At 67.4% G+C, this 21,500-nt stretch carries 19 protein-coding genes and 1 riboswitch; of the genes, 14 read left to right on the forward strand and 5 right to left on the reverse strand.

Annotation, left to right across the window (positions count from 1 at the left end; translation table 11 throughout):
* Positions 1-86: 86 nt before the first annotated feature.
* From U4960_RS12550 to U4960_RS12565, 4 genes are read right to left on the reverse strand one after another with little or no spacing between them, the layout of a single operon-like run.
* Positions 87-809, reverse strand: coding sequence for an ABC transporter ATP-binding protein (locus tag U4960_RS12550; RefSeq protein WP_324260971.1), 723 nt, complete (start codon positions 807-809; stop codon positions 87-89).
* Positions 809-1,774, reverse strand: a complete 966-nt coding sequence (locus tag U4960_RS12555; RefSeq protein WP_324260972.1) for a FecCD family ABC transporter permease — start codon at positions 1,772-1,774, stop codon at positions 809-811. The genes U4960_RS12550 and U4960_RS12555 overlap by 1 nt, the downstream gene beginning before the upstream one ends.
* Positions 1,771-2,583: an ABC transporter substrate-binding protein gene (locus tag U4960_RS12560; protein ID WP_324260973.1), complete on the reverse strand. Its 813-nt coding sequence runs from the start codon at positions 2,581-2,583 to the stop codon at positions 1,771-1,773. The genes U4960_RS12555 and U4960_RS12560 overlap by 4 nt, the downstream gene beginning before the upstream one ends.
* Before the next feature lie 40 nt (positions 2,584-2,623).
* Positions 2,624-4,501 (reverse strand): TonB-dependent receptor plug domain-containing protein, encoded by a 1,878-nt coding sequence (locus U4960_RS12565; protein WP_324260974.1) that lies wholly within the window; start codon positions 4,499-4,501, stop codon positions 2,624-2,626.
* A 121-nt stretch (positions 4,502-4,622) separates the two neighbouring features.
* A riboswitch (cobalamin riboswitch) is annotated at positions 4,623-4,809 on the reverse strand.
* Between the two features lie 258 nt (positions 4,810-5,067).
* On the opposite strand from U4960_RS12565, the gene U4960_RS12570 reads away from it, so the two are divergent.
* The 14 genes from U4960_RS12570 to U4960_RS12635 all read left to right on the forward strand — a co-directional run bounded on the left by U4960_RS12570 (position 5,068) and on the right by U4960_RS12635 (position 20,704).
* Positions 5,068-6,159, forward strand: coding sequence for a cell wall hydrolase (locus tag U4960_RS12570; RefSeq protein WP_324260975.1), 1,092 nt, complete (start codon positions 5,068-5,070; stop codon positions 6,157-6,159).
* 106 nt (positions 6,160-6,265) lie between these two features.
* A complete protein-coding gene (locus tag U4960_RS12575) occupies positions 6,266-6,583 on the forward strand; it encodes a hypothetical protein (protein ID WP_324260976.1) in 318 nt (105 codons plus the stop codon).
* A 102-nt stretch (positions 6,584-6,685) separates the two neighbouring features.
* Positions 6,686-8,647, forward strand: coding sequence for a putative bifunctional diguanylate cyclase/phosphodiesterase (locus U4960_RS12580; RefSeq protein ID WP_324260977.1), 1,962 nt, complete (start codon positions 6,686-6,688; stop codon positions 8,645-8,647).
* A gap of 208 nt (positions 8,648-8,855) precedes the next feature.
* Positions 8,856-9,818, forward strand: coding sequence for a malate dehydrogenase (gene mdh / locus U4960_RS12585; RefSeq protein ID WP_324260978.1), 963 nt, complete (start codon positions 8,856-8,858; stop codon positions 9,816-9,818).
* Positions 9,811-10,314, forward strand: coding sequence for a hypothetical protein (locus U4960_RS12590; RefSeq protein WP_324260979.1), 504 nt, complete (start codon positions 9,811-9,813; stop codon positions 10,312-10,314). The genes mdh and U4960_RS12590 overlap by 8 nt, the downstream gene beginning before the upstream one ends.
* Positions 10,298-11,188 carry a succinate--CoA ligase subunit alpha gene (sucD, locus tag U4960_RS12595; protein ID WP_324260980.1) on the forward strand — a complete coding sequence of 297 codons (891 nt, stop codon included), beginning with the start codon at positions 10,298-10,300 and terminating at the stop codon, positions 11,186-11,188. The genes U4960_RS12590 and sucD overlap by 17 nt, the downstream gene beginning before the upstream one ends.
* A 32-nt stretch (positions 11,189-11,220) precedes the next feature.
* Positions 11,221-14,064: a 2-oxoglutarate dehydrogenase E1 component gene (locus U4960_RS12600; RefSeq protein ID WP_324260981.1), complete on the forward strand. Its 2,844-nt coding sequence runs from the start codon at positions 11,221-11,223 to the stop codon at positions 14,062-14,064.
* 12 nt (positions 14,065-14,076) lie between these two features.
* The gene (gene odhB / locus U4960_RS12605) at positions 14,077-15,315 is read left to right on the forward strand and encodes a 2-oxoglutarate dehydrogenase complex dihydrolipoyllysine-residue succinyltransferase (RefSeq protein ID WP_324260982.1); all 1,239 of its coding nucleotides are present in this window, start codon (positions 14,077-14,079) and stop codon (positions 15,313-15,315) included.
* A gap of 38 nt (positions 15,316-15,353) precedes the next feature.
* On the forward strand, positions 15,354-15,683 hold the full coding sequence (locus U4960_RS12610; protein ID WP_324260983.1) for a hypothetical protein: 330 nt from the start codon (positions 15,354-15,356) through the stop codon (positions 15,681-15,683).
* 53 nt (positions 15,684-15,736) lie between these two features.
* A complete protein-coding gene (gene lpdA, locus U4960_RS12615) occupies positions 15,737-17,134 on the forward strand; it encodes a dihydrolipoyl dehydrogenase (RefSeq protein ID WP_324260984.1) in 1,398 nt (465 codons plus the stop codon).
* Complete coding sequence (locus U4960_RS12620) at positions 17,134-17,988, forward strand: hypothetical protein (RefSeq protein ID WP_324260985.1); 855 nt, start codon at positions 17,134-17,136, stop codon at positions 17,986-17,988. The genes lpdA and U4960_RS12620 overlap by 1 nt, the downstream gene beginning before the upstream one ends.
* Before the next feature lie 67 nt (positions 17,989-18,055).
* Entirely contained in the window at positions 18,056-19,390 is a 1,335-nt protein-coding gene (locus tag U4960_RS12625) for an amidase family protein (protein WP_324260986.1), read from the forward strand.
* Positions 19,383-20,078, forward strand: a complete 696-nt coding sequence (locus U4960_RS12630; RefSeq protein WP_324260987.1) for a PepSY domain-containing protein — start codon at positions 19,383-19,385, stop codon at positions 20,076-20,078. The genes U4960_RS12625 and U4960_RS12630 overlap by 8 nt, the downstream gene beginning before the upstream one ends.
* On the forward strand, positions 20,075-20,704 hold the full coding sequence (locus U4960_RS12635) for a trimeric intracellular cation channel family protein (protein WP_324260988.1): 630 nt from the start codon (positions 20,075-20,077) through the stop codon (positions 20,702-20,704). Before U4960_RS12630 ends, U4960_RS12635 begins: the two co-directional genes overlap by 4 nt.
* Here U4960_RS12635 and U4960_RS12640 read toward each other — a convergent pair.
* Positions 20,701-21,432, reverse strand: a complete 732-nt coding sequence (locus tag U4960_RS12640) for a hypothetical protein (RefSeq protein ID WP_324260989.1) — start codon at positions 21,430-21,432, stop codon at positions 20,701-20,703. The genes U4960_RS12635 and U4960_RS12640 overlap by 4 nt on opposite strands.
* Positions 21,433-21,500 lie beyond the last annotated feature (68 nt).

The raw sequence follows: 21,500 nt of genomic DNA on the forward strand, positions 1-21,500 counted from the left end.
GCAGGGCTTGCCCCCGGCCACTCCAACATTGGCAGTCTGTTCCCGGCGCAGGGGTCGTCGTCCGCCGGGGCAGGTGCTTGCGGGGCCTAGACAGCCAGCGCCCGCGCGCCCGGCTCGCCCAGCCAGCGCGCCTGCACGCCCCAGATCCGCGCGATCACCTCTGCCGAGAGCGCATGGTCCGGCGCGCCCTCGGCCGCCAGCCTGCCCTGGTCCAGCACCAGCACCCGGTCGGCATGGTTCATGGCGAGCGCGAGGTCGTGCAGCACCAGTACCACGCCGGTGCCCGCGTCCGCTGCCCGGCGCAGGTGGCCGAGCAGGGCGAGCTGGTGCGCGAGGTCGAGCGCGGCCAGTGGCTCGTCGGCGAGGATCCAGCGCGGCTCGCCCGCCAGCACCCGCGCCAGCAGCGCCCGCGCCCGCTCCCCGCCCGACAGGCGCGAGACCGGGCGGTCGGCCAGGCCCAGCAGGTCGAGCGCGGCGAGCGCGGTCTCGACCGGCTCGGCGCGTGCATCACGGTGTGGCAGGCGGCCCAGCGCGACGAGGCTGCGCACCGCCACGTCCCACGCCACTTCGCCGGTCTGCGGCAGGTAACCGATCGCCCGCGCCCGCTCCTGCGGGTGGAGCGCCAGCAGCGGCTCGCCCTCCAGCAGCGCCTCGCCAGTATCCGGCACCAGCAGGCCCGCAAGGCATTCGAGCAGGCTCGACTTGCCCGCGCCATTGGGCCCGCAGATCGCGGTGATCCGGCCCGGCTCGAGCGTGGCGGAGACCCCGGCAAGGCGGCCTGCGAGGGCCAGCGAACGGGCTTGGAGCATCACGCCAGCCCTCGCCTCATCCGCAGCAGCAGCCACAGGAAGAACGGCGCCCCGATCAGGCTCAGCGCGATGCCCAGCCGCAGCTCGGTGACGAAGGGGATCACCCGCACCGCGCTGTCCGCCACCAGCACGAGAAGCGCGCCCGCCAGCGCACTCGGCACGATCAGCTGCGACGGGCGCCGGTCGGTCAGCGGGCGGACCAGGTGCGGCACCACCAGCCCGACAAAGCCGACGATCCCGGCCACTGCCACCCCGCTGCCCACGGTCAGGCCCACGCCGAGCACCAGCCACGCCAGCAAGCGCCCCGGCTCCACCCCGAGCGAGCGGGCCGCCGCCTCGCCCAGCGTCAGCGCGTCAAGCCCGCGCGCCGCCATCAGGAGGCAGGCGATCCCGGCCAGGGTGAGCGGCGCGGCGAGCCAGACCTCGCGCCAGCCCCGGTCAGTCAGCGCGCCCATCAGCCAGGTGACGATCTCGCTCATCGCGAAGGCATTGGGCGCGGTGCTGATGGCGAGGCTGGTAAGCGTGCCGGCAAGGCTGGCGACCATCAGCCCGGCCAGCGTGAACAGGGCGATGCCCGAAGTACCATTGGCACTCCGGCCTGCGATCAGCGCCAGCAGCGCCATCCCCGCGCCCGCGCCGAGCAGGGCCAGCAGCGGCAGGGCCCAGGGCTGCGCGGCGTATCCGAGCCAGAAGCTCGCCACCGCGCCCAGCGCCGCCATCGGGGCAATGCCGAACAGGCCCGGATCGGCCAGCGGGTTGCGCAGGTAGCCCTGCATCGCCGCCCCCGCCGCCCCCAGCCCCGCGCCGATCACCAGCGCCAGCACGCTGCGCGGCAGGCGCAGCTCGGCCAGGATCAGCGCGGCATTGGGGGTGCTCGCCGGGTCTATCCACACGCGCCCTGCGAGCAGCGACAGGGGGAAGGCCAGTGCGAGCAGGAGCAGGAGGAGGGGGATCGGGCGGGTCATCTCAGCGCGTATCCATGATGGGGGCTCACGCCCTCGCGCACCTCCCCCAGCCGCGCCGCTGCCCGGATCACGCTCGGCCCGCCGCAATAGAGCAGCGAGGGGTCGAACGCCGCGCGCCGGGTCTGCGGCAGGGCATCAAGCACCGGATGGCGCTGCGCCCGCTCGGCACCGGCGACCAGCAGCAGCGCGGGCGGGTCGGCCAGCACTTGCTCGAGCGAGAGGTAATCGGCCTGGTGCATCCCGCGCGCGGCGGTGTGGCTGGCCAGCCCTGCGCGGTGCATCAGCTCGCCGACCAGCGTGTCCTCACCCGGCACGATGCCGCCGGGTTGCCACAGCACGGTCGCGGGGGCGGCCCTTGCCCGGCCCTGCTCCAGCTGCGCCGCCGCCTGCCCGATCCGCGCCGCCAGCGCCTCGCCCCGCTCCGGCTCGCCCACGGCGGCTGCGAGGGCGCGCACCTGCGCCTGGCTTTCGGCGACTGTGCTGGCAATGCCGAGCGTCTCGACCCGCAGCCCCATGTCCGCCAGCGCAGCGCGGGTGGCCGGCGGCATGAACACGCTGCCGACGACCATGTCCGGATCGAGCGCCAGCACCTCCTCCACCGTCCCCCCGGTTGCCCGGAAGCTGCGGGCGAGCGCAAGGTCCATCGAGGTGCCCTGCGGATCGTGGCTGTAGTGGCTCACCGCCAGCAGTCGTTCGGGCGGGAGCACTTCGGCCAGGATCGCATCGCTGCACGGGTTGAGGCTGACTACGGTGGGGGCGTCCGGTGCAGGCGGCTGAACCGTCGCAGGACCGCATCCTGCAACGGCCACAGCGGCGAGGAGACCGGCCCAGCGCACTACTCGCATCGTGTCATAGGGCCAGCCGCGCCCCGACAAACGCGCCCCGCCCGGCCTGGGCGTATCCGGCAGCCGTCTGGTACTGCGTGTCGAACAGGTTCTCGACCCGGCCAAACAGCTCCACTGTATCGCCCACCGGCAGCGAAGCGCGCAGCGTCACCACCTCGTAACCGTCGAGCGGGACGGTATTGGCAGCATTGTCGAAGCTGTCACCCACCAGCCGCACGTCCGCGCCCAGCGTCAGGCCGGCCAGCGGAACCTGCCAGTCTGCCGAGACCGTCAGCGCATGGCGCGGACGGCGGGCGAGCGTATTGCCCAGCCGCGCGCTGCCAAGGGTGCGGTTCTCGGTCTCGACATAGGCGTAAACCGCCCGCGCGGTCAGTCGCTCGCTGGGCCGTGCCCCGAGTTCCAGCTCGAACCCCTGCGCGCGCACCCTGCCCAGGTTCTCGTAGAACCCGAACGGGCGGGTGGCACAAAGGGGCGCGGTCGAACCGAAGCAGCTGGCGAACTCGATCTGGTCTTCTGCATCACGGCGGAACACCGTGGCGGCGCCATGGAAGCGGCGGCCGGACATGGTCCGTTCGCCCAGCGCCAGGCCAAGGTCGAAGCTGGTGCTCTTTTCCGGGGTCAGGGCTTCGTTACCGAAATCGCTGAACAGCTGGAACAGCGTTGGCGCCTTGAACCCTTCGCCCACGCTGGCGCGCAGGCGCAGGTCATCCGCCAGTTCATAGCTCAGGTCCGCGCCGAAGCTGGTCGCGGTGCCGAACCGGGCATGGTCGTCAATTCGCCCACCAACCCGCGCGGAAATGCCGCCGTATTCAATCCCGAGCTGGGTGTAGGCCCCGAAGATGCGCGTGCTTTCCCCGGCATCGAACAGGGTGCGGTAATCGCTCCACTCGTGCTCACCGCCGAAATGGACCAGCAGCGGGCCGATAGGGCGCCATTCGCCGCGCAAGGCAATCCGGTCGGACGTCCCCTTGCTGGTGAAGGTCGGCCCGAATGCAGGGTCGAGGTTGTCACGCTCGGTTTCGGCAAGGCTATAGCTGGCCTGGAGGTAGAGCGGGCCGCTGTCATAGACCGCCCCGGCGCTGGCGGCGATCTGGCGGGTCTCCTGTGTTTCAAGCGTATCGGCCAGCGCGAACAGGGGTGAAGGGAACCCGTCGAGATCGAGTGTTCCCTCGGCGTAGCGCCCGCGCGCAAACAGTTCAAAGCTGTCCGAGAGGTAGAGCCGCCCCTGCCCGTTCAGCGCCCACTGCTCGAACCCGTCGGCCTCGGTGCCGCTGGCAGCCGAGGAGAACCCGTCAGTACGGAAGTAGCTGGCCGAAGCGCCAAGGAAGCCGCGCTCCCCGCCGATCCCGCCCGAGACGGCTCCGGTCGCGGTATCGCGCGCGCCATATTCGGCGCTGGCGCGCAGCCCGCTGGCCGCGCTGGTCGAGGCCACCACGACGCCGCCAATGGCATCCGATCCCCAGACGGTGGAGTTGGACGAGCGCAGCACCTCCAGCTTTTCGAGGTTCATCGCCAGCAGGTTGCCGAAGTCGAACCCGCCGCCGGGCGAGGCCGGGTCGGCCACTCGCACCCCGTCAAGCACGGCCAGCGTCTGTTCCGCCTCGGCGCCGCGCAGGCGCACCCCGGTGAAGCCGCCGGCCCCGCCGTTGCGGCTGACGGTGAGGCCGGGGACGCGCTCCAGCACCCGGGCAAGGTCCGCACCCTGCACGCTGGTAATCTCGGCCTCGCCCAGCACGGTGACCGGCTGGCCGGTCGCCTCGACCTCCATCCGGGTGCCGGTGGCAGTGACGGTGATGGTGGCTTCATCCAGCTTGCGGTCAGCGATGACCACGCGGTCATCAGCCTCGTCCTGCGCCCATGCGGGGGCAGAAACGAACGCCAAAGAACTCAAAAACAGGTATTTACGCATAATTCCTCCAGTCATGTGCGAACGTCGCCCATGACGGAGGACAGCCTGCGAATTCAGGCTTTCCCCGCAACTTCCGGTACACCCCGCCCGGCCGCTCGAACGACACGCACAGGCAGGTCTCCTGGCTCCCGGATCAACGCTACTCCGCCGCCTTCCCGGGCCGGAGCCCAGTGGCATGTGGCGGGATCGCTCCCCGGTCACAGTTGCGGGGGCAGCGGGGGATTTGAACCCCCTTCCCTCTTAGGCCCGCTCTCGCGGGCAACCCGTGACGTCGGGGCGAGCCATAGAGCGGTCGCCGCCTGCGGGCAAGCGCGGCGGCATTAACCGGTTGTTTGCCGTGCGCCTTAACCGCGCTGTGGAGGCTGTGCCCCTATGGGACAGGCCCCTTCGTCCACCTCGTCCGCCTGCCCCGCCCTTGCTACGCGCTTTGCGCGTATCGCCGCTCTGCCAGAGGAACCCGCTTGACCCGTCGCTCTGCCCACCCTGCCCAAGCCCCGCGGGTCCATGCCGGACCGCGCCCTCGCGCGCCGCGGCAGAACTTGGCGGCGCGGCTGCGGGCGGCGTTTTCGGGCAGACACCGCGGGCGGAGCCTCCTGGCACTGGCGGCAGCGATCGGGGTTCCGGCGATGGCCGCGCCGCTCGATTGGGGTGCGGAAGCAGACACCGGCTTCACTGCCCCCGCCGCCGTCACCCCCATGGCGTTCGAGCAGGCCGGGCAGAATTTCCCCGGTTCGGCCTTCTACTTCATCGAGGATGAAGCGCGGCTCAGCTATGATGTGGATACCGCGCCTGCCGTATTGTTCGACCAGACCGGCACCGGCAATGCCGAAGTGGCCGAGCTCGCCCTGCGCGACACGGTCGGCCCCTCGGCCCGCGCGTTCTTCGGCGGCGGCAGCGGGCTTGACCGCACCCGCGCGCTCGATTGCCTCGCCACGGCGATCTATTACGAAGCGGCGAGCGAATCGATCGGTGGGCAACGCGCGGTGGCGCAAGTGGTGCTCAACCGTGTGGCCCACCCAACCTATCCCAACACGGTCTGCGGCGTCGTTTACCAGGGCAGCGAGCGCAAGACCGGTTGCCAGTTCAGCTTCACCTGTGACGGATCGCTGCGGCGTGTGCCTTCTGCCAGTGCGATGGCACGGGCCCGGATGGTTGCGCGCGATGCGCTGGCGGGCGACGTTTACACCCCGGTCGGCCTCGCCACCCATTATCACACGATCTGGATCTACCCCTACTGGGCGCCCAGCCTCGACCACATCGGCACCATAGGCGCCCACCGCTTCTACAAGTGGAAGGGGCCGGCCGGCACTCCGGCTGCATTCCGCTGGGCCTATGCCGGCGGAGAGCCGGTCTCGGCCCCCAATGCCCGGCGGACCGAGGACTACGCCACCGCCGCAGCCGATCCGATCGCGCTGGCCAAGGTGTTCGAGGAAGAGCGCCGCAAGGCTGAGGTGGATAGCAGGGGCGCCGGCCCGGTTCGCGCGGCTGCGCCCGCCTATGCCCCGGCCATCGAACAGCGCGGCGGGGATGCGATCTTCACCGCCGAAAACCTGCCGGCTTCGGGCGGGGTGAAGCAGGAATATGCCAATTCCGGCCGCTGGATTGCGGAGCCAGGCAAGCCTGCGCGGTAACCCGCAACGGGGGTTAATACGCCGTCAACCTTGCGCCGGAACCGATCCTTAGCAGCCCTGTTGCTACAACGGTCGCACTCCTCCGAATGACTGGAACCGTCTCCGCATGACCCTGCGCTTTGCTGCCGCCCGCACCCCCGCCGCTTCGCCGCTAGCCCGTGTCCTGGCCCGGCGCACGGCTGGCCAGCCCGCCAATGACAACGGGGCGGAAACGCTCGACCAGATGCTGCACGCTGCCCTGCGCCATTTCGCCGAACACGGCCTCGGCGCAGCGGGCGACGCGCACCGCCGGGCGGAGCAGGCCTTCTTCGCCGGTGACCGCGAGTCCTATCAGTGGTGGCTGGGCGTTTGCCGAACGCTGGACAAGCGGCTCGCTGCCCGGCTGGAGCACAAGGCGTCGACCTGCAACGGTCCACTGCTCTGACGATTCGGGCCCCCGGTCTAACAAACCCCAACAAAATCTACAGGGTGTTCGGGTAAGCCCCATTTAACCAATAAAAGAGGATTGCGCGCTATCCCGGAAGGCATGGCGACAAGTGCTCTCTGGCGGAAAATCAGCACGGTTTTCCCGCGCACCGGTGCCGACGCGCTCAATGAGCGGGTCCGGCGGAACCTGGTGCGCACCCTTTATACCCAGCCGAGCAGCCTGGCGATCGGGGCTTTCAACGGGATCGCCGCCAGTACCATCGCAGCCTATGTCAGCGGGTCGGAGCTTCTGGCTCTTGGCGCCATCATCCTCAGCGTGATTGCGGTGATCCGCGTGGGTGCCGCCTACGCCCTTTCGGCGGAGGAAGACGGCCCGAGCACCAACCTGCTCGAACTGACTTATGAAATCGGTGCGTTCACGTATGCCCTCGCGCTCGGTTCCATTGCCGCGCTGACCCTGGTGATTCAGTCGCCAGCGGCGGTCGAGGTGCTGATGATCGCCAACGCGACCTGTTACGGCGTGGGCATCTGCGCCCGCAACGCCGGCCGTCCGACCATTGCCCTGGGCCAGTTGTTCCTGACCTGCGGCCCGATCTTCCTTGCCGCGCTCTATATCGGCAGCCTGCCGTTCATCGCGCTTGCCGCAACCCTGTTCCTGCTGTTCCCGGCGATGGCCTCGATCACCATGAACCTGTTCCGCGAGCTGCGGAACAGCATTCGCGAGGCCGAACGCAACGCCGAGCTGGCCGAGACCATGCGCCTGCTGGCCCGCACCGACGTGGTGACCGGGCTCACCAACCGGGCCGGGCTCAACCACGAACTGGTCGAACAGCTCATGGCCTTGCCTGAAGGACGCCGGGCGGCGCTGTTCTGGGTCGATCTTGACCGGTTCAAGGAAGTGAACGACCTGCTGGGCCATGCCGTGGGTGACCGCCTGCTGCGACAGATCGCCCGGCGACTGGGCGAAATCACGCCGGAAAACGCCATTGTCGCCCGCTTCGGCGGCGATGAATTCATCGTCTTCTGCGAAGTCGAAACCCGGCAGGAAGCCGAACGCATCGCCAGCGAGGTTCATGCCGAGATCATGCGCCCGGTACGGATCGACGGCGACCGGATGGAAGTCCGCGCCTCGCTCGGCATCGCAGTGTTGCCCGAGGACGGAGACGATGCCGACAAGCTGATGCAATCGGCCGACCTGGCGCTCTACCACGCCAAGTCGAACGGCCGGGGCCAGACCTGCTTCTTCAACGAATCGATGAGCCGCGACCTCATCCGCAGGCGCGAGATCGAGGCCGAACTGCGCGCCGCGATCCAGAAGGATGAGCTGTCGATCTTCTTCCAGCCGATCGTTGATCTGGCCACCGGGAAGATCCGCAGCTTCGAGGCGCTGGTGCGCTGGTTCCACCCGGAAAAGGGCGAACTGCGCCCCGACGAATTCATTCCCGTGGCGGAAGAAACCGGCGTCATCGTCACGCTGGGCAACTGGATCACCGCGCAGGCGGCCAAGGCAGCCGCACAATGGCCGGAAAACGTCACGATCGCGGTCAACCTTTCGCCCCTGCAGATCCACGCCCCGGGCGCCGTGCTCGGCATCCGCAACGCCCTGCGCGAAGCGGGCCTTCCGCCGCACCGGCTGGTGCTGGAGATCACCGAGACAGTCCTGCTCGACGAAAGCGAGGCGACCACCTTCTTCATCGAGACGCTGGCGGCTGACGGGGTCAAGTTCGCGCTGGACGATTTCGGCACCGGCTATTCCTCGATCGGCTACATCAACAAGTTCCCCTTCTCCAAGATCAAGGTCGACCGCAGCTTCGTGTCCGGCCCCGGGGTCGGCCGCAAGACCCAGGCGATCATCCATGCCGTGGCCGAAATGGGCGCACAGCTTGACATGGAAATCGTGGCCGAGGGCCTCGAGACGATCGAGCAGGTCCAGGCCGTGCGCGATGCAGGCTGCACGCTGGGCCAGGGCTACTACTTCAGTCGCGCGGTGCCCGATTACCTCGCCGCGATGCTGCTGGCGCAGGAACGCGATGCCGACGATGAGGACCGCATGACCGCCTGATCCGGGCGCTTTGCATCGGCTTTAATGCAACTGCGAACCAGTTGCAAAGATAAGTGCCCTCTCATACCTTTTGACGGTTGCTTTCAGCATTATGCAGGCTTAGTCGCTTGGCATTCGCCGGGCGCAGCTTACTCGCGGGACGTGAGGTGTGCGCCATATCCGGTTCACTCGTTTCGGTCCCGCGCGTTTGGAAGGACGGAAATCCCGTATGGCCCGCAAGAAGATCGCCCTCATCGGCGCCGGCATGATCGGCGGCACCCTCGCCCACCTCGCAGCGAAGAAGGAAATGGGCGACATCGTCCTGTTCGACATCGCCGAAGGCATGCCCCAGGGCAAGGCACTTGATCTGGCCCAGTGCGGCCCGGTCGAAGGCTTCGATGCCAACATCAAGGGCACCAACGACTACGCCGACATTGCCGGGGCTGACGTGGTGATCGTCACCGCCGGTGTGCCGCGCAAGCCCGGCATGAGCCGCGACGACCTGCTCGGCATCAACCTCAGCGTGATGAAGGCGGTCGGCGAAGGCATCAAGAACCACGCGCCAGATGCGTTCGTGATCTGCATCACTAACCCGCTCGATGCGATGGTCTGGGCGCTGCGCGAATTCTCCGGCCTGCCCCACAACAAGGTCGTCGGCATGGCCGGTGTGCTCGACAGCGCGCGCTTCGCCACTTTCCTCGCATGGGAATTCGGTGTTTCGGTCAAGGACGTGAATGCCTTCGTGCTCGGCGGCCACGGCGACACCATGGTGCCGGTCACCAGCTACACCACGATCAGCGGCATCCCGGTCAACGACCTCGCCAAGATCAAGGGTATCGACCCGGCCCGCATCGACGAGATCGTGCAGCGCACCCGCAGCGGCGGCGGCGAAATCGTCGGCCTGCTCAAGACCGGCTCGGCCTACTATGCCCCGGCGACCAGCGCGATTGCCATGGCCGAAGCCTATCTCGGAGACCAGAAGCGCATCCTGCCCGTCGCCGCCTATGTCGACGGCAAGTACGGCCTCGATGGCCTCTATGTCGGCGTCCCGGCCGTGATCGGCGCGAACGGCATCGAAGAGGTTGTCGAAATCGCCTTGTCGGATGAAGAAAAGGCCAACCTCAAGGTCTCGACCGACGCGGTCGAAGAACTGCTGGTTGCGTGCAAGGCACTGGAAAGCAGCCTTGCATAAGAGCCTTGCCCTGATGGTGGCCCCGCTGGCGCTGGTTTCAGTGCCAGCGTCGGCGCAGATGCGCCCGGCCACCCTCGGAGAGATCTTCGAAAGCTACAACGACTGTCTCGTGGCGACGGCCAGCGGGCGGCTGGATCCGGCCGAGCTGGACAGGCTGGGGTGGAAGCTCGCCGCCCCTGCGCCCCAGCCGGGCCAGGCACCGGATGCTGAACCGATCATCTACAACCGCGAAGACCGGGCCACGATGATCCTGCTGAGCCGCCTCGGCCGGAGCGGCGCCTGCATCGTAAGTGCCAGGATCGAATCCTTCCAGAAGTACGAGGACTTCCGCAGCGCCTTCGGTGACAGTCTTCCGCCAGCCGGGCGTAACGGCGCAACAACTTATCGCGCAAAGGGCCGGACCGTGCAGATGGCCCCGGCCGGAACCAGCGACAGACCGGGCCTCAGGCTGGTTGTCGCAACTCCAGTGGAGAGCACCAATGTCAATTCTCGTTAACAAGAACACCAAGGTCATCACGCAGGGGATGACCGGCGAAACCGGTACCTTCCACACCCAGCAGGCGCTCGCCTACGGCACGCAGATGGTTGGCGGCGTGACCCCCGGCAAGGGCGGCACCACGCACATCGACCTGCCGGTCTATGACACCGTGGCCGAAGCCAGGCACGCCACCGGTGCGACCGCATCGTGCATCTACGTGCCGCCGCCGTTCGCGGCCGATTCCATCCTTGAAGCGATCGATGCCGAGATGGAACTGATCGTCTGCATTACCGAAGGCATCCCGGTGCTCGACATGGTCCGCGTCAAGCGCGCGCTGTCTGGCAGCAAGAGCCGCCTGATCGGCCCCAACTGCCCCGGCGTGCTGACTCCGAACGAGTGCAAGATCGGCATCATGCCCGGCTCCATCTTCAAGAAGGGCACCGTCGGCGTCGTCAGCCGCTCGGGCACGCTGACCTATGAAGCCGTGCACCAGACCACCATGGTCGGCCTTGGCCAGACCACCGCGGTCGGCATTGGCGGCGATCCGGTCAACGGCACCAACTTCATCGACGTGCTGGAGCTGTTCCTGGCCGACGACGAGACCAAGAGCATCATCATGATCGGTGAAATCGGCGGCAGTGCGGAAGAAGAAGCGGCCGAATTTATCGCCCACAAGGCCAAGCAGGGCATCAAGAAGCCGATGGTCGGCTTCATCGCCGGGCGCACCGCCCCTCCGGGCCGTCGCATGGGCCACGCCGGTGCGATCGTCTCCGGCGGCCAGGGCGGCGCGGATGACAAGATCGCGGCGATGGAAAAGGCCGGCATCCGTGTCAGCCCTTCGCCATCCGAACTCGGCACCACGCTCGACGCGCTGCTGAAAGAGCTGGTGTAGCCCTCTCTCCTCTCCCTCCCCCGGAGCCGACCATGGGTAACGAAAACCAGACCTTCCTGCCCGAGCTTTCCGACCAGGAAGGCCCGCAGCCCGGCCCGTCGTGGGGCAACCCGCGCTGGCTCGATACGGTGTCGGGCAGCAGCGCCGACCTGACTGCTGCGCTCGACCCGACGCAGATGCGCCTCGTGGTCGAGCAGGCGGCGAAGAAGGCCGGCAAGGCCGCCGATCCGCGCGCGATCGAAGAGGCCGCGGCCGACTCGATCCGCGCCATGCTGCTGATCCGCACCTTCCGCGTTCGCGGGCACCTGGCGGCGGACCTCGATCCGCTGGGGCTGTCGAAGCAGGAGCTTCCGGCCGACCTCGATCCGGAATACCACGGCTTTTCCGGCGCTGCGCTGGACCGGCCGGTCTATCTTGGCGGGAACCTGGGGCTGGAATGGGCCAGCGTGCGCGAGCTGGTCGAGATCCTGCGCCGCAACTACTGCGGCAAGATCGGCTTCGAATACATGCACATCGCCGATGTGGAGGAGCGCCGCTTCATCCAGGACCGGATCGAGGGCGGCGACAAGTCGATCGACTTCACCCCGCAGGGCAAGAAGGCGATCCTGGCCGCCGTGATCCGGGGCGAGCAGTACGAGCAGTTCCTCGGCAAGAAGTACGTCGGCACCAAGCGTTTCGGGCTGGACGGCGGGGAATCGATGATCCCCGCGCTCGAGGCCGTAATCAAGTACGGCGGCCAGCGCGGCGTGCGCGAGATCGTCTACGGCATGGCCCACCGCGGCCGCCTGAACGTCCTCGCCAACGTGATGGCCAAGCCCTACAAGGTGATCTTCCACGAATTCTCCGGCGGTACCGCCAATCCGGAGGACGTGGGCGGCTCGGGCGACGTGAAGTACCACCTCGGCACCAGCACCGACCGCGAATTCGACGACGGGATCAAGGTCCACATGAGCCTGGTCCCCAACCCCAGCCACCTCGAAACAGTCGATCCGGTCGTGCTCGGCAAGGCCCGCGCTGGCCAGGCTTTCCGCGACGATATCGGCCAGGGCAAGCACAAGCAGGTGCTCCCCGTCCTGATCCACGGCGACGCCGCCTTTGCCGGCCAGGGCATCGTGTGGGAGTGCTTCGGCTTTTCGGGCGTGAAGGGCTACAACACCGGCGGCTGCATCCACTTCGTCATCAACAACCAGATCGGTTTCACCACCAGCCCGCAATTCTCGCGCGGCTCGCCCTACCCGTCCGACGTGGCCAAGGGCGTCCAGGCCCCGATCCTGCACGTCAACGGCGACGATCCGGAAGCGGTGACGTTCGCCTGCAAGCTGGCAATCGACTACCGCCAGACCTTCGGCCGCGACATTGTGGTCGACATGTGGTGCTATCGCCGCTTCGGCCACAACGAAGGTGACGAGCCCAGCTTCACCCAGCCGCTGATGTATGCCCGCATCCGTCAGCACCCGCGCGTCTCGGCGATCTACGCCAAGCGGCTTGCCGAAGAAGGCGTGATTGTCGCCGGTCATGCCGAAGAAGTGCAGCAGGCCTTCATCGCGGAGCTGGAAGACCAGTTCGAGGCTTCCAAGAGCTACAAGGCCAACGAGGCGGACTGGTTCGCCGGCCGGTGGAGCGGGCTTCACGCGCCGGCCGATCCGGAAACCGCGCGCCGCAACGTGCCGACCGGGATCGAGCCCAAGCTGTTCGACAGCCTCGGCCGCACGCTGACCACCGTTCCCGACAGCATGACCATCCACAAGACGCTGGCCCGCGTGCTCGATGCCAAGCGCGACATGTTCGCCAACGGCTCAGGGTTCGACTGGGCCACCGGCGAGGCGCTGGCATTTGGCTCGCTCCTCTCGGAAGGCTACGGCGTGCGCCTGTCCGGCCAGGATTCGGGCCGCGGCACCTTCAGCCAGCGCCACGCGGTGTGGGTCGACCAGACCGACGAGCACAAGTACGTGCCGCTCGCCACCGTGCCGCACGGCAAGTTCGAGGTGCATGACAGCCCCTTGAGCGAATACGGCGTGCTCGGGTTCGAGTACGGCTATGCCAGCGCCGATCCGAAGAGCCTGGTCCTGTGGGAAGCGCAGTTCGGCGATTTCGCCAATGGTGCGCAGATCATGATCGACCAGTACATTGCTTCCTCGGAATCGAAGTGGCTGCGCGCGAATGGCATCGTCATGCTGCTGCCCCACGGTTACGAAGGCCAGGGGCCGGAACATTCCAGCGCCCGGCTCGAACGGTTCCTGCAGCTGTGCGCGCAGGACAACATGCAGGTGTGCAACATCACCAGCCCGGCGAACTATTTCCACGTGCTGCGCCGGCAGATGCACCGCCCCTTCCGCAAGCCGCTGATCATCATGACGCCCAAGTCGCTGCTGCGCCACGCGCTGGCCAAGAGCGAGGCGAAGGACTTCCAGACCGGTTCGCACTTCATGCGGATCCTCAGCGACCTGAACGGCGCCGCGGACGAGAATACCCGCCGGGTCGTGCTCTGCTCGGGCAAAGTGGCCTACGACCTGATGGAGGCGCGCGACGCGGCCGGGATGGACGACACCCAGATCATCCGGCTGGAACAGCTCTATCCCTTCCCGGGCGAGCCGCTGGCCCTGCGCCTGTCGCGCATGGCCCATCTGGAAGACGTGGTCTGGTGCCAGGAAGAACCGCGCAACAACGGCGCGTGGTTCTTCGTCGAGCCGCTGATCGAGGAAGCCCTGGCCGCGGCCGGGGCGCAGGTCGAACGCGCGCGCTATGCCGGCCGCACCGCCAGCGCCTCACCCGCCACCGGCCTTGCCAGCCGCCATGCCAGCGAGCAGGCTGCGCTGATCGCCCACGCACTCGGCACGTCGGTCCGCACGGAAATCCGCCGCAGGAAGAAAGCCTGAGGAAACAGTATCATGAGCACTGAAGTCAAAGTCCCCACCATGGGTGAATCGGTCACCGAAGGCACCATCGGCGAATGGCTCAAGCAGCCTGGCGATGCCGTGGCGCTCGACGAGCCGATCGCAAGCCTCGAAACCGACAAGGTCGCCATCGAGGTGCCCTCCCCCGTGGCCGGCATCCTCTCCGAACATCGCGCCGCCGTGGGTGACACGGTCGAAGTGGGCGCAGTGATTGCGATCATCGAGGACAGTGTCGCCGCCGCCGGGGCAACTCCGGTCGAGGCCCGCGAGCAACCGGCCGCCGCCCCAGCGGCTGCTGATCCCGCGCCGGAATCCGCCGCGACCGGCACAGATACGACCACCTTGAGCCCGGCAGTCCGCCGTGCCGTGCTCGAGCACGGGGTCGATCCGAGCACGATCAAGGGCACCGGCAAGGATGGCCGCCTGACCAAGGAAGACGTGCTGGCCGCCGCCAAGGCCAAGGAAGCGGCGCCTGCTCCTTCGACCAGCGCACCTGCCCCGGTACCAGCGGCTGCGCCCGCCGCTGCGGGCGAGCGCCGCACCGAACGGGTCAAGATGACCCGGATGCGCCAGACCATCGCCAAGCGCCTGAAGAGCGCGCAGGACAACGCCGCGCTGCTCACCACGTTCAACGATGTCGACATGAGCGCGGTGATCGAGGCGCGCGAGAAGTACAAGGACCTGTTCGCCAAGAAGCACGACATCAAGCTCGGCTTCATGGGCTTCTTCGCCAAGGCCAGCTGCCTGGCGCTGAAGGATGTGCCTTCGGCCAACGCCTACATCGAAGGCGACGAGATCGTCTATCACGACTACGTCGACATTTCGGTGGCGGTTTCGGCGCCGAACGGTCTCGTGGTACCGGTGGTGCGTGATGCCCAGGCCAAGAGCTTTGCCCGCATCGAGAAAGACATCGCCGATTTCGGCGCGCGCGCCCGTGAAGGCACGCTGACCATGGCTGACATGAGCGGCGGCACCTTCACCATCTCCAACGGCGGCGTGTTCGGCAGCCTGATGAGCACCCCGATCATCAATCCGCCGCAGAGCGCGGTGCTGGGCCTGCACCGGATCGAGGACCGACCCGTGGTCCGCGACGGCCAGATCGTCATCCGCCCGATGATGTACATTGCGCTCAGCTACGACCACCGCCTGATCGATGGCCGCGAGGCAGTCACCGCATTGAAGATCATCAAGGAAGCGATCGAGGATCCCACCCGGATGCTGATCGATTTGTAGTATACGCTTACGCCCGCTGCCCGAAGGAAGAGACCATTATGGCTGCTCAGGATACAATCGGTGTGAAAACCATGCGTCCGGCTTATCTCCTGGTTGCGGTATTCGTACTGGTTGGCTGCGACGCAGCCACGGAGATCGCAGGCGACACCTTCGAGAGCGAGATCCGGCGGGGAATCGTGGCTCAATGCGAACAGGTCGCTGAGGGCGCCGGAATTGCCGCAGGGCGGATTTCGGCGGTCTGCCAGTGCAGCGCAGACAGCCTCGTCGCGGACGGTGCACCGACACTGTCCGACATCAATCCCGAACGCTTGCAGGGCATCATCGACGGATGCGTTGCACAGACCGATCCTGACGGGGTCGGGCAGTAAGGCGCAAAGCAAGTATCGCGGCCCGCCAGATGGGACTGCGCACGGAGTTGGAAATGGCTGAATACGATTACGACGTCCTCATCATCGGCGCAGGCCCCGGCGGCTATGTCGCGGCTATCCGCGCGGCGCAGCTGGGACTGAAGACGGCCTGCGTCGAAAGTCGTGCAACACTCGGCGGCACCTGCCTCAACGTCGGCTGCATTCCCTCCAAGGCCATGCTCCACGCGAGCGAGTTCTTCGATGCGGCGGCCAACGGCACCATGGCGAGCATGGGCGTGGAGGTGACCCCGAAGCTCAACCTGCCCAAGATGCATGAGCAGCGGATCGACGCAGTCGAAGGGCTGACCAAGGGCATCGAGTTCCTGTTCAAGAAGAACAAGGTCGACTGGAAGAAGGGCCACGCCACGTTCGTTGACGCGCACACGGTGAAAGTTGGCGAGGAGACCGTCACGGCGAAAGACATCGTGATCGCCACCGGCTCCAGCGTCACCCCTCTTCCCGGAGTCGAGGTCGACAACGACAAGCAGGTGGTGGTCGATTCCACCGGTGCGCTGGAACTGAAGGCCGTGCCGAAGACCATGGTGGTGATCGGTGGCGGCGTGATCGGGCTGGAAATGGGCTCGATCTGGCGCCGGCTCGGGGCCAAGGTCATCGTGGTCGAATACCTCGACCAGCTGCTCCCCGGCATGGACCTGGACGTACGCAAGGAAGCGGCCAAGATCTTCAAGAAGCAGGGTATGGAGCTGCGGCTCGGCACCAAGGTGACCGGCTGCACCGTGAAGGGCAAGAAGGCCACCCTGACCCTGGAACCTGCCGCCGGCGGTGAAGCGAGCACGCTCGAAGCCGACTGCGTGCTGGTGTCGATTGGCCGCCGCCCCAACACATCCGGGCTGGGCCTGGAGAACATCGGGCTTGAGGTCAACCAGCGCGGCCAGATCGAGATCGATCACGACTTCCGCACCAAAGTGCCGGGCGTGTGGGCAGTGGGCGACATCGTGCCCGGCCCGATGCTGGCGCACAAGGCCGAGGATGAAGGCATTGCCGTGGCCGAGAACATCGCCGGGCAGACCGGCATCGTCAATCACGCGGTGATCCCCGGCGTCGTCTACACCTGGCCTGAATTCGCCGGCGTGGGCATGACCGAGGAAGAGGCCAAGGCGCGCGGCCCGGTGAAGACCAGCAAGTTCCCGATGATGGCCAACAGCCGTGCCAAGACCAACCACGAACCGGACGGCTTCGTGAAGGTGATCGCCGATGCCGAAACCGACCGCGTGCTCGGCGTGTGGGCCATCGCCTCGGTCGCGGGCACCATGATTGCGGAAGCTGCGATCGCGATGGAGTTCGGTGCGACCAGCGAGGACATTGCCTACACCTGCCACGCCCACCCGACCCATGCCGAAGCGATCAAGGAAGCGGCAATGGGCGTTCGGGGCAAGCCGATCCACATCTGATGCCGCGAGAGCTGACAGCGCGGGCCGGCCTCCTGAGGGAGCGCCTCCTGGCTGTCATCGCGCTGGCCCTGCCTAGCCTCGCCGGGTTGGTCTATCTGGTCACCCATGGCGCGCCGGAAAGCTTTCCCCTGTTCAACGCGGGCGCGCTGCTGGCCGCAGCAGCGCTGATCTTGCTGTGTCCGCCGGTTGCGCACCTGGCCCTGAGGCGGGTGCTTGTGGTGATGCTCCTCGCCCTGCTGTTCGCCCCGCTGCTGACCGGCCCCTGGGTGAGCGGTGTCATGCGCTGGTTGCCGCTCGGCCCGTTCGTGCTCCATTCCGGAATGCTCCTGGTTCCGGCGCTGGTTGCTCTGGCCGCGCGAGACCGGGACTATGCTGCACCGATACTGCTGACCGGCGTGCTGGCGGCGTTCTTCCAGCCGGACGCCGCCACGGGCTTTGCCCTGACCTTCGCTGCGGTTGGCCTGCACGACGTGACCAGGGACTGGAAGATCGGCGTCAGCGCGATCGTGGCCTTCTTTGCCACGCTGGTCATGGCGATGCGGGGCGAGTTGCCGCCGCAACCGTTTGTCGAGCGTGTCCTGGCCGACCTGTCGTTCAACGCACCGCTGGTTGCGCTCGCCCTGTTCCTGGCGCTGGTGGCGGCCTTCTTCCTGATCCTGCGGGCCAGCGGCGGCGATCGCGGGGCGCGCTACGCCATGGCCGGATCGCTGTTCGGCTTCACGATCATGGCCATGATCTCGCATTATCCCACCCCCCTGATCGGCTACGGTGCGGCGCCGATCCTGGGCTATGGCCTGGCGCTGGCGCTCAACCGCACGGCGCCGACCGGCCCCGCACGGGAATCCCCGGCCTGACCGCAAACGCATTTGCTCCCCAGGCCTTGCCCGCCTAGAACCGCGCGGCACTGAGGGAGGAGCGTTCATGGCCTATCCACAACTGACCCGCGAACCGGGGGCGATCGCACTGGCGGCGCAGATCCGCGCGGGCGACCTGTCCCCGCTCGACGCGGTCGAGGCAGCCATCGCCCGGATCGAGGACCTCGACATCGGCATTGACGCGGTGGTGGTGTGCGATTTCGACCGTGCGCGCGATGCTGCCAAGGCGCTTGGCCACGAAAAGCCGCGCGACAACCAGCCGCTCTACGGCGTGCCGATGACCATCAAGGAAAGCTTCGACATCGCCGGTTTGCCGACCTGCTGGGGCCACGAAGCCTATCGCCACCAGCTCGCCACCCGCGACGCCCGGGTTGTCCACCAGCTCAAGGCGGCCGGAGCCATCCTGCTCGGCAAGACGAATGTGCCGGTCGACCTCAGCGACTGGCAGAGCTTCAACCCGGTCTATGGTCGCACCGGCAATCCGCATGATCCGGCACGCAGCCCCGGCGGGTCTTCGGGCGGATCAGCCGCAGCGGTCGCAGCGGGGATGGTGCCGTGCGAGTTCGGCACCGACATCGGCGGCTCAGTCCGCGTCCCGGCGCATTTCTGCGGGGTCTGGGGCCACAAGTCGAGCTGGGGCCTGATCCCCAAGCACGGGCACGATCATCCGGCCATGGCAGGCCGTGACGCGCACGACGGTGTGCTGTCGATTGCCGGGCCCCTGGCGCGTAATGCCGAAGACCTCGCCTTGTTGCTGGAACTGACGGCGGCAATCCCCTTGCGCCGGAGCGGCAAGCCGCTGCGCGAATGCCGCCTGCTGGTTCTGGCAGATCATCCCGCCAGCCCCATCGACGCGGCCGTGCGGGGGCCAACCGAAGCCGCGATCGCGATGATCGAGGCGGCCGGCGTGCGGATTGATCGCGCCTCGGCCCTGCTGCCCGACCTGCCGCAGCAGCAGCATGACTACCTCAAGATGATGAACATCGCGATGGCTCGCGGGATGCCCGCCCCTGATGGCAGGCGCGCCAACGCAACCGACTGGTTCGACTTGCTTGACGCGCAGGCGCGGAGCGAGCTGGCATGGGCCGCACTGTTCGAAACCTACGACTTCGTGCTCGCCCCGCCCGCCCCGGTGCTTGCTGTTCCGCATCGCGACGAGGCCGTGTTCAAGGGCGAAATCACCATCGATGGTGCGCAGCACCGGGCCGCCGACGGGCTGTTCTGGGCCGGACTTGCCACTTTCCCCAACTTGCCCGCGACTGTCCTGCCGATTGGCGGGACGGACGGCCTGCCCTGCGGGATGCAGGTCATCGGGCCGCGCTGGGGCGATCTGGACTGCATTGCCGCCGCTGCAGAAATCGGCACGATCCTGCATGGCTAGCGTGGCACGGCACCTGCGGCTGATGCGTCAGTTCGCCCGGTGGCATATCTGGCTCGGATGGCTGGTCGGCGTACCAATCCTGATGTGGACGCTGACCGGCCTGTTCATGGTCGCCCGCCCGATCGACGACGTGCGCGGTACCAGCTTGCGGACGCAAGCAGAGCCGCAGGCGCTTGTCCTGCCCGGCACCGCCGCAGGCAGCGGGCCGGTCCGGGAGATGCGCAGCTTCATGCAGCGGGGCCGCGCAATCAGCCTGGTGAACCGGATGGACGGCACCGTGCAGCGTTATGACCTGGCGACCGGGCAGCCGATTGCCCCCATCGGCGCCACCGAAGCGCGCGCCATCGTGGCCGAGGGCGTGATCGGCGGTGACACGGTAGCCCGCGTCACCCTGTACGAGGCCGACCAGGTTCCGTTCGATTTTCGCCGGCCCATGGCGGTGTGGCAAGTCGCGCTCGACAATGGCACCCACGTCTATGTCGGGCGGGATACCGGCGAAATCGAGGCTGTACGCACCCGTTGGTGGCGGGTGTTCGACCTGATGTGGGGGCTCCATATCATGGATCTGGAAGCCCGCGAGGATACCAGCCACCCGGTACTGATCCTGTTCGCAGCCTTGGCCGCATTCGGCGCACTGCTGGGGTGCATCCTGATGTTCCGCCGGCGCCGGGCCCGGGTGGCGACATGACACCGGCGGTCCTTCCTCCCGCGCTCGATCTGCTGGGGACAGCGGTGTTCGCCCTGACCGGGGCCCTGCTGGCTGCGCGGCTCAGACAGACCTTCGTAACCATGGCTTTCTTCGCGCTGGTGACCGGCGTGGGCGGCGGCAGCTTGCGGGACATGCTGATTGGCGCCCCCGCTTTCTGGCTGCACGATCCCTGGGTCGCCCCGGTGATCTTCGCCACCGCGCTGATCGCGTGGTTCACGCCGACGCGCTGGTGGGAGGGATCGCTGCTGGAGTGGGCCGATGCCGCCGGGCTGGCCGCGTTCGCGGTGCTCGGCACGGCCAAGGCAATCCAGTTCGGCGTTGCCCCGGTGCCTGCGGCGGTGCTTGGCGTGGTGACGGGATGCGCCGGCGGCGTGGTGCGGGACGTGATCGCGGGCGTGCCGTCGATCATCATGCGGCCGGAACTCTATGTGACCGCTGCGGCCCTGTCAGCACTGCTCACCGTGGCCGGGACCTTGGCTCATCTGCCATCAGCACTGGTCTGGGGGCTCGCCTGGCTGGGTGGTTTCACCTTGCGGGGGGTGGCGATCCGGTGGCAGCTGGCCCTGCCCAGCTATACTGCCGGACAGGGCCAGAAACCCGATTAATCGGCGCGTTCTTCGCCCGGCAGCGGACCACCGGGATAGGCCGGCAGAGGGCCGTCGGCCGTTGCTGCAGGAACAGCACCCTGACCAGAGCCGACCTGCGCCCAGGCAGCGGCATAGCGCTCGTCATCCCATTGGCGATCATTGGCTGCGCCACTGTAGGGCATTGCGGTGCCTTGGCCGTAGCTGATCCCGTCGACCCGGCCATTGCCATCGATCCGGCACGAGAACCCGTCACCGTTGTAGACCGTACCGGTGACCAGCCAGCCAGCGGCATTGCGGTCCACCCCGTCCACGCTCGCCACCCGCACGTCACGCTCAATCGCGCCCACGCAGAGGTTTACCGCGTTGTCGATGCCGCTGCCCGCAGTGGCGCGGCTGTTCGGACGATAACGGTAGCTGTCATCGCTGGGCCGATAGCGATAGTCCGTGCGATAGCGATCATCCCGATAGTCACGGTCACGCTTGTTGCCGGACGCTGCGCTGGCAATCGCGGCGATCCCGCCGAGGATCAGCACACCGGCGAGCACGTCGCCCGCGTCTATCCGGTCGCGATGGCGGCGATGGCGATAGCCATCGGCGTTGACATCATCGGATTTGAACACGGTCGCGGCGGGTTGCTGGCTGCGCGCAGCCGATACCGGAAGGTCAACCGCTGCGGCCGGAGTGGCCGCCATGGTGAGCGCCGCGACCATCGCCAACGTGCCGGAAACTGCTTTGAAACGAGGCATTTGTGTCCCCCTGTCTGCTTGGGGCACACTGCCCCGCTAACTACCACGCGCTAGGCGGCCCAGGCTTT

It is taken from the genome of Altererythrobacter sp. H2, from assembly GCF_035319885.1.
Classification (GTDB): Bacteria; Pseudomonadota; Alphaproteobacteria; order Sphingomonadales; family Sphingomonadaceae; genus 34-65-8.

Excerpts from the sequence above, each read along its gene's own strand:
- U4960_RS12550 (WP_324260971.1), bottom strand. The coding sequence starts at position 809 with ATGCTCCAAGCCCGTTCGCTGGCCCTCGCAGGCCGCCTTGCCGGGGTC.
- U4960_RS12555 (WP_324260972.1), bottom strand. The coding sequence starts at position 1,774 with ATGACCCGCCCGATCCCCCTCCTCCTGCTCCTGCTCGCACTGGCCTTC.
- U4960_RS12575 (WP_324260976.1), top strand. The coding sequence starts at position 6,266 with ATGACCCTGCGCTTTGCTGCCGCCCGCACCCCCGCCGCTTCGCCGCTA.
- U4960_RS12580 (WP_324260977.1), top strand. The coding sequence starts at position 6,686 with ATGGCGACAAGTGCTCTCTGGCGGAAAATCAGCACGGTTTTCCCGCGC.
- mdh (WP_324260978.1), top strand. The coding sequence starts at position 8,856 with ATGGCCCGCAAGAAGATCGCCCTCATCGGCGCCGGCATGATCGGCGGC.
- sucD (WP_324260980.1), top strand. The coding sequence starts at position 10,298 with ATGTCAATTCTCGTTAACAAGAACACCAAGGTCATCACGCAGGGGATG.
- U4960_RS12600 (WP_324260981.1), top strand. The coding sequence starts at position 11,221 with ATGGGTAACGAAAACCAGACCTTCCTGCCCGAGCTTTCCGACCAGGAA.
- odhB (WP_324260982.1), top strand. The coding sequence starts at position 14,077 with ATGAGCACTGAAGTCAAAGTCCCCACCATGGGTGAATCGGTCACCGAA.
- U4960_RS12610 (WP_324260983.1), top strand. The coding sequence starts at position 15,354 with ATGGCTGCTCAGGATACAATCGGTGTGAAAACCATGCGTCCGGCTTAT.
- lpdA (WP_324260984.1), top strand. The coding sequence starts at position 15,737 with ATGGCTGAATACGATTACGACGTCCTCATCATCGGCGCAGGCCCCGGC.
- U4960_RS12620 (WP_324260985.1), top strand. The coding sequence starts at position 17,134 with ATGCCGCGAGAGCTGACAGCGCGGGCCGGCCTCCTGAGGGAGCGCCTC.
- U4960_RS12625 (WP_324260986.1), top strand. The coding sequence starts at position 18,056 with ATGGCCTATCCACAACTGACCCGCGAACCGGGGGCGATCGCACTGGCG.
- U4960_RS12630 (WP_324260987.1), top strand. The coding sequence starts at position 19,383 with ATGGCTAGCGTGGCACGGCACCTGCGGCTGATGCGTCAGTTCGCCCGG.
- U4960_RS12635 (WP_324260988.1), top strand. The coding sequence starts at position 20,075 with ATGACACCGGCGGTCCTTCCTCCCGCGCTCGATCTGCTGGGGACAGCG.
- U4960_RS12640 (WP_324260989.1), bottom strand. The coding sequence starts at position 21,432 with ATGCCTCGTTTCAAAGCAGTTTCCGGCACGTTGGCGATGGTCGCGGCG.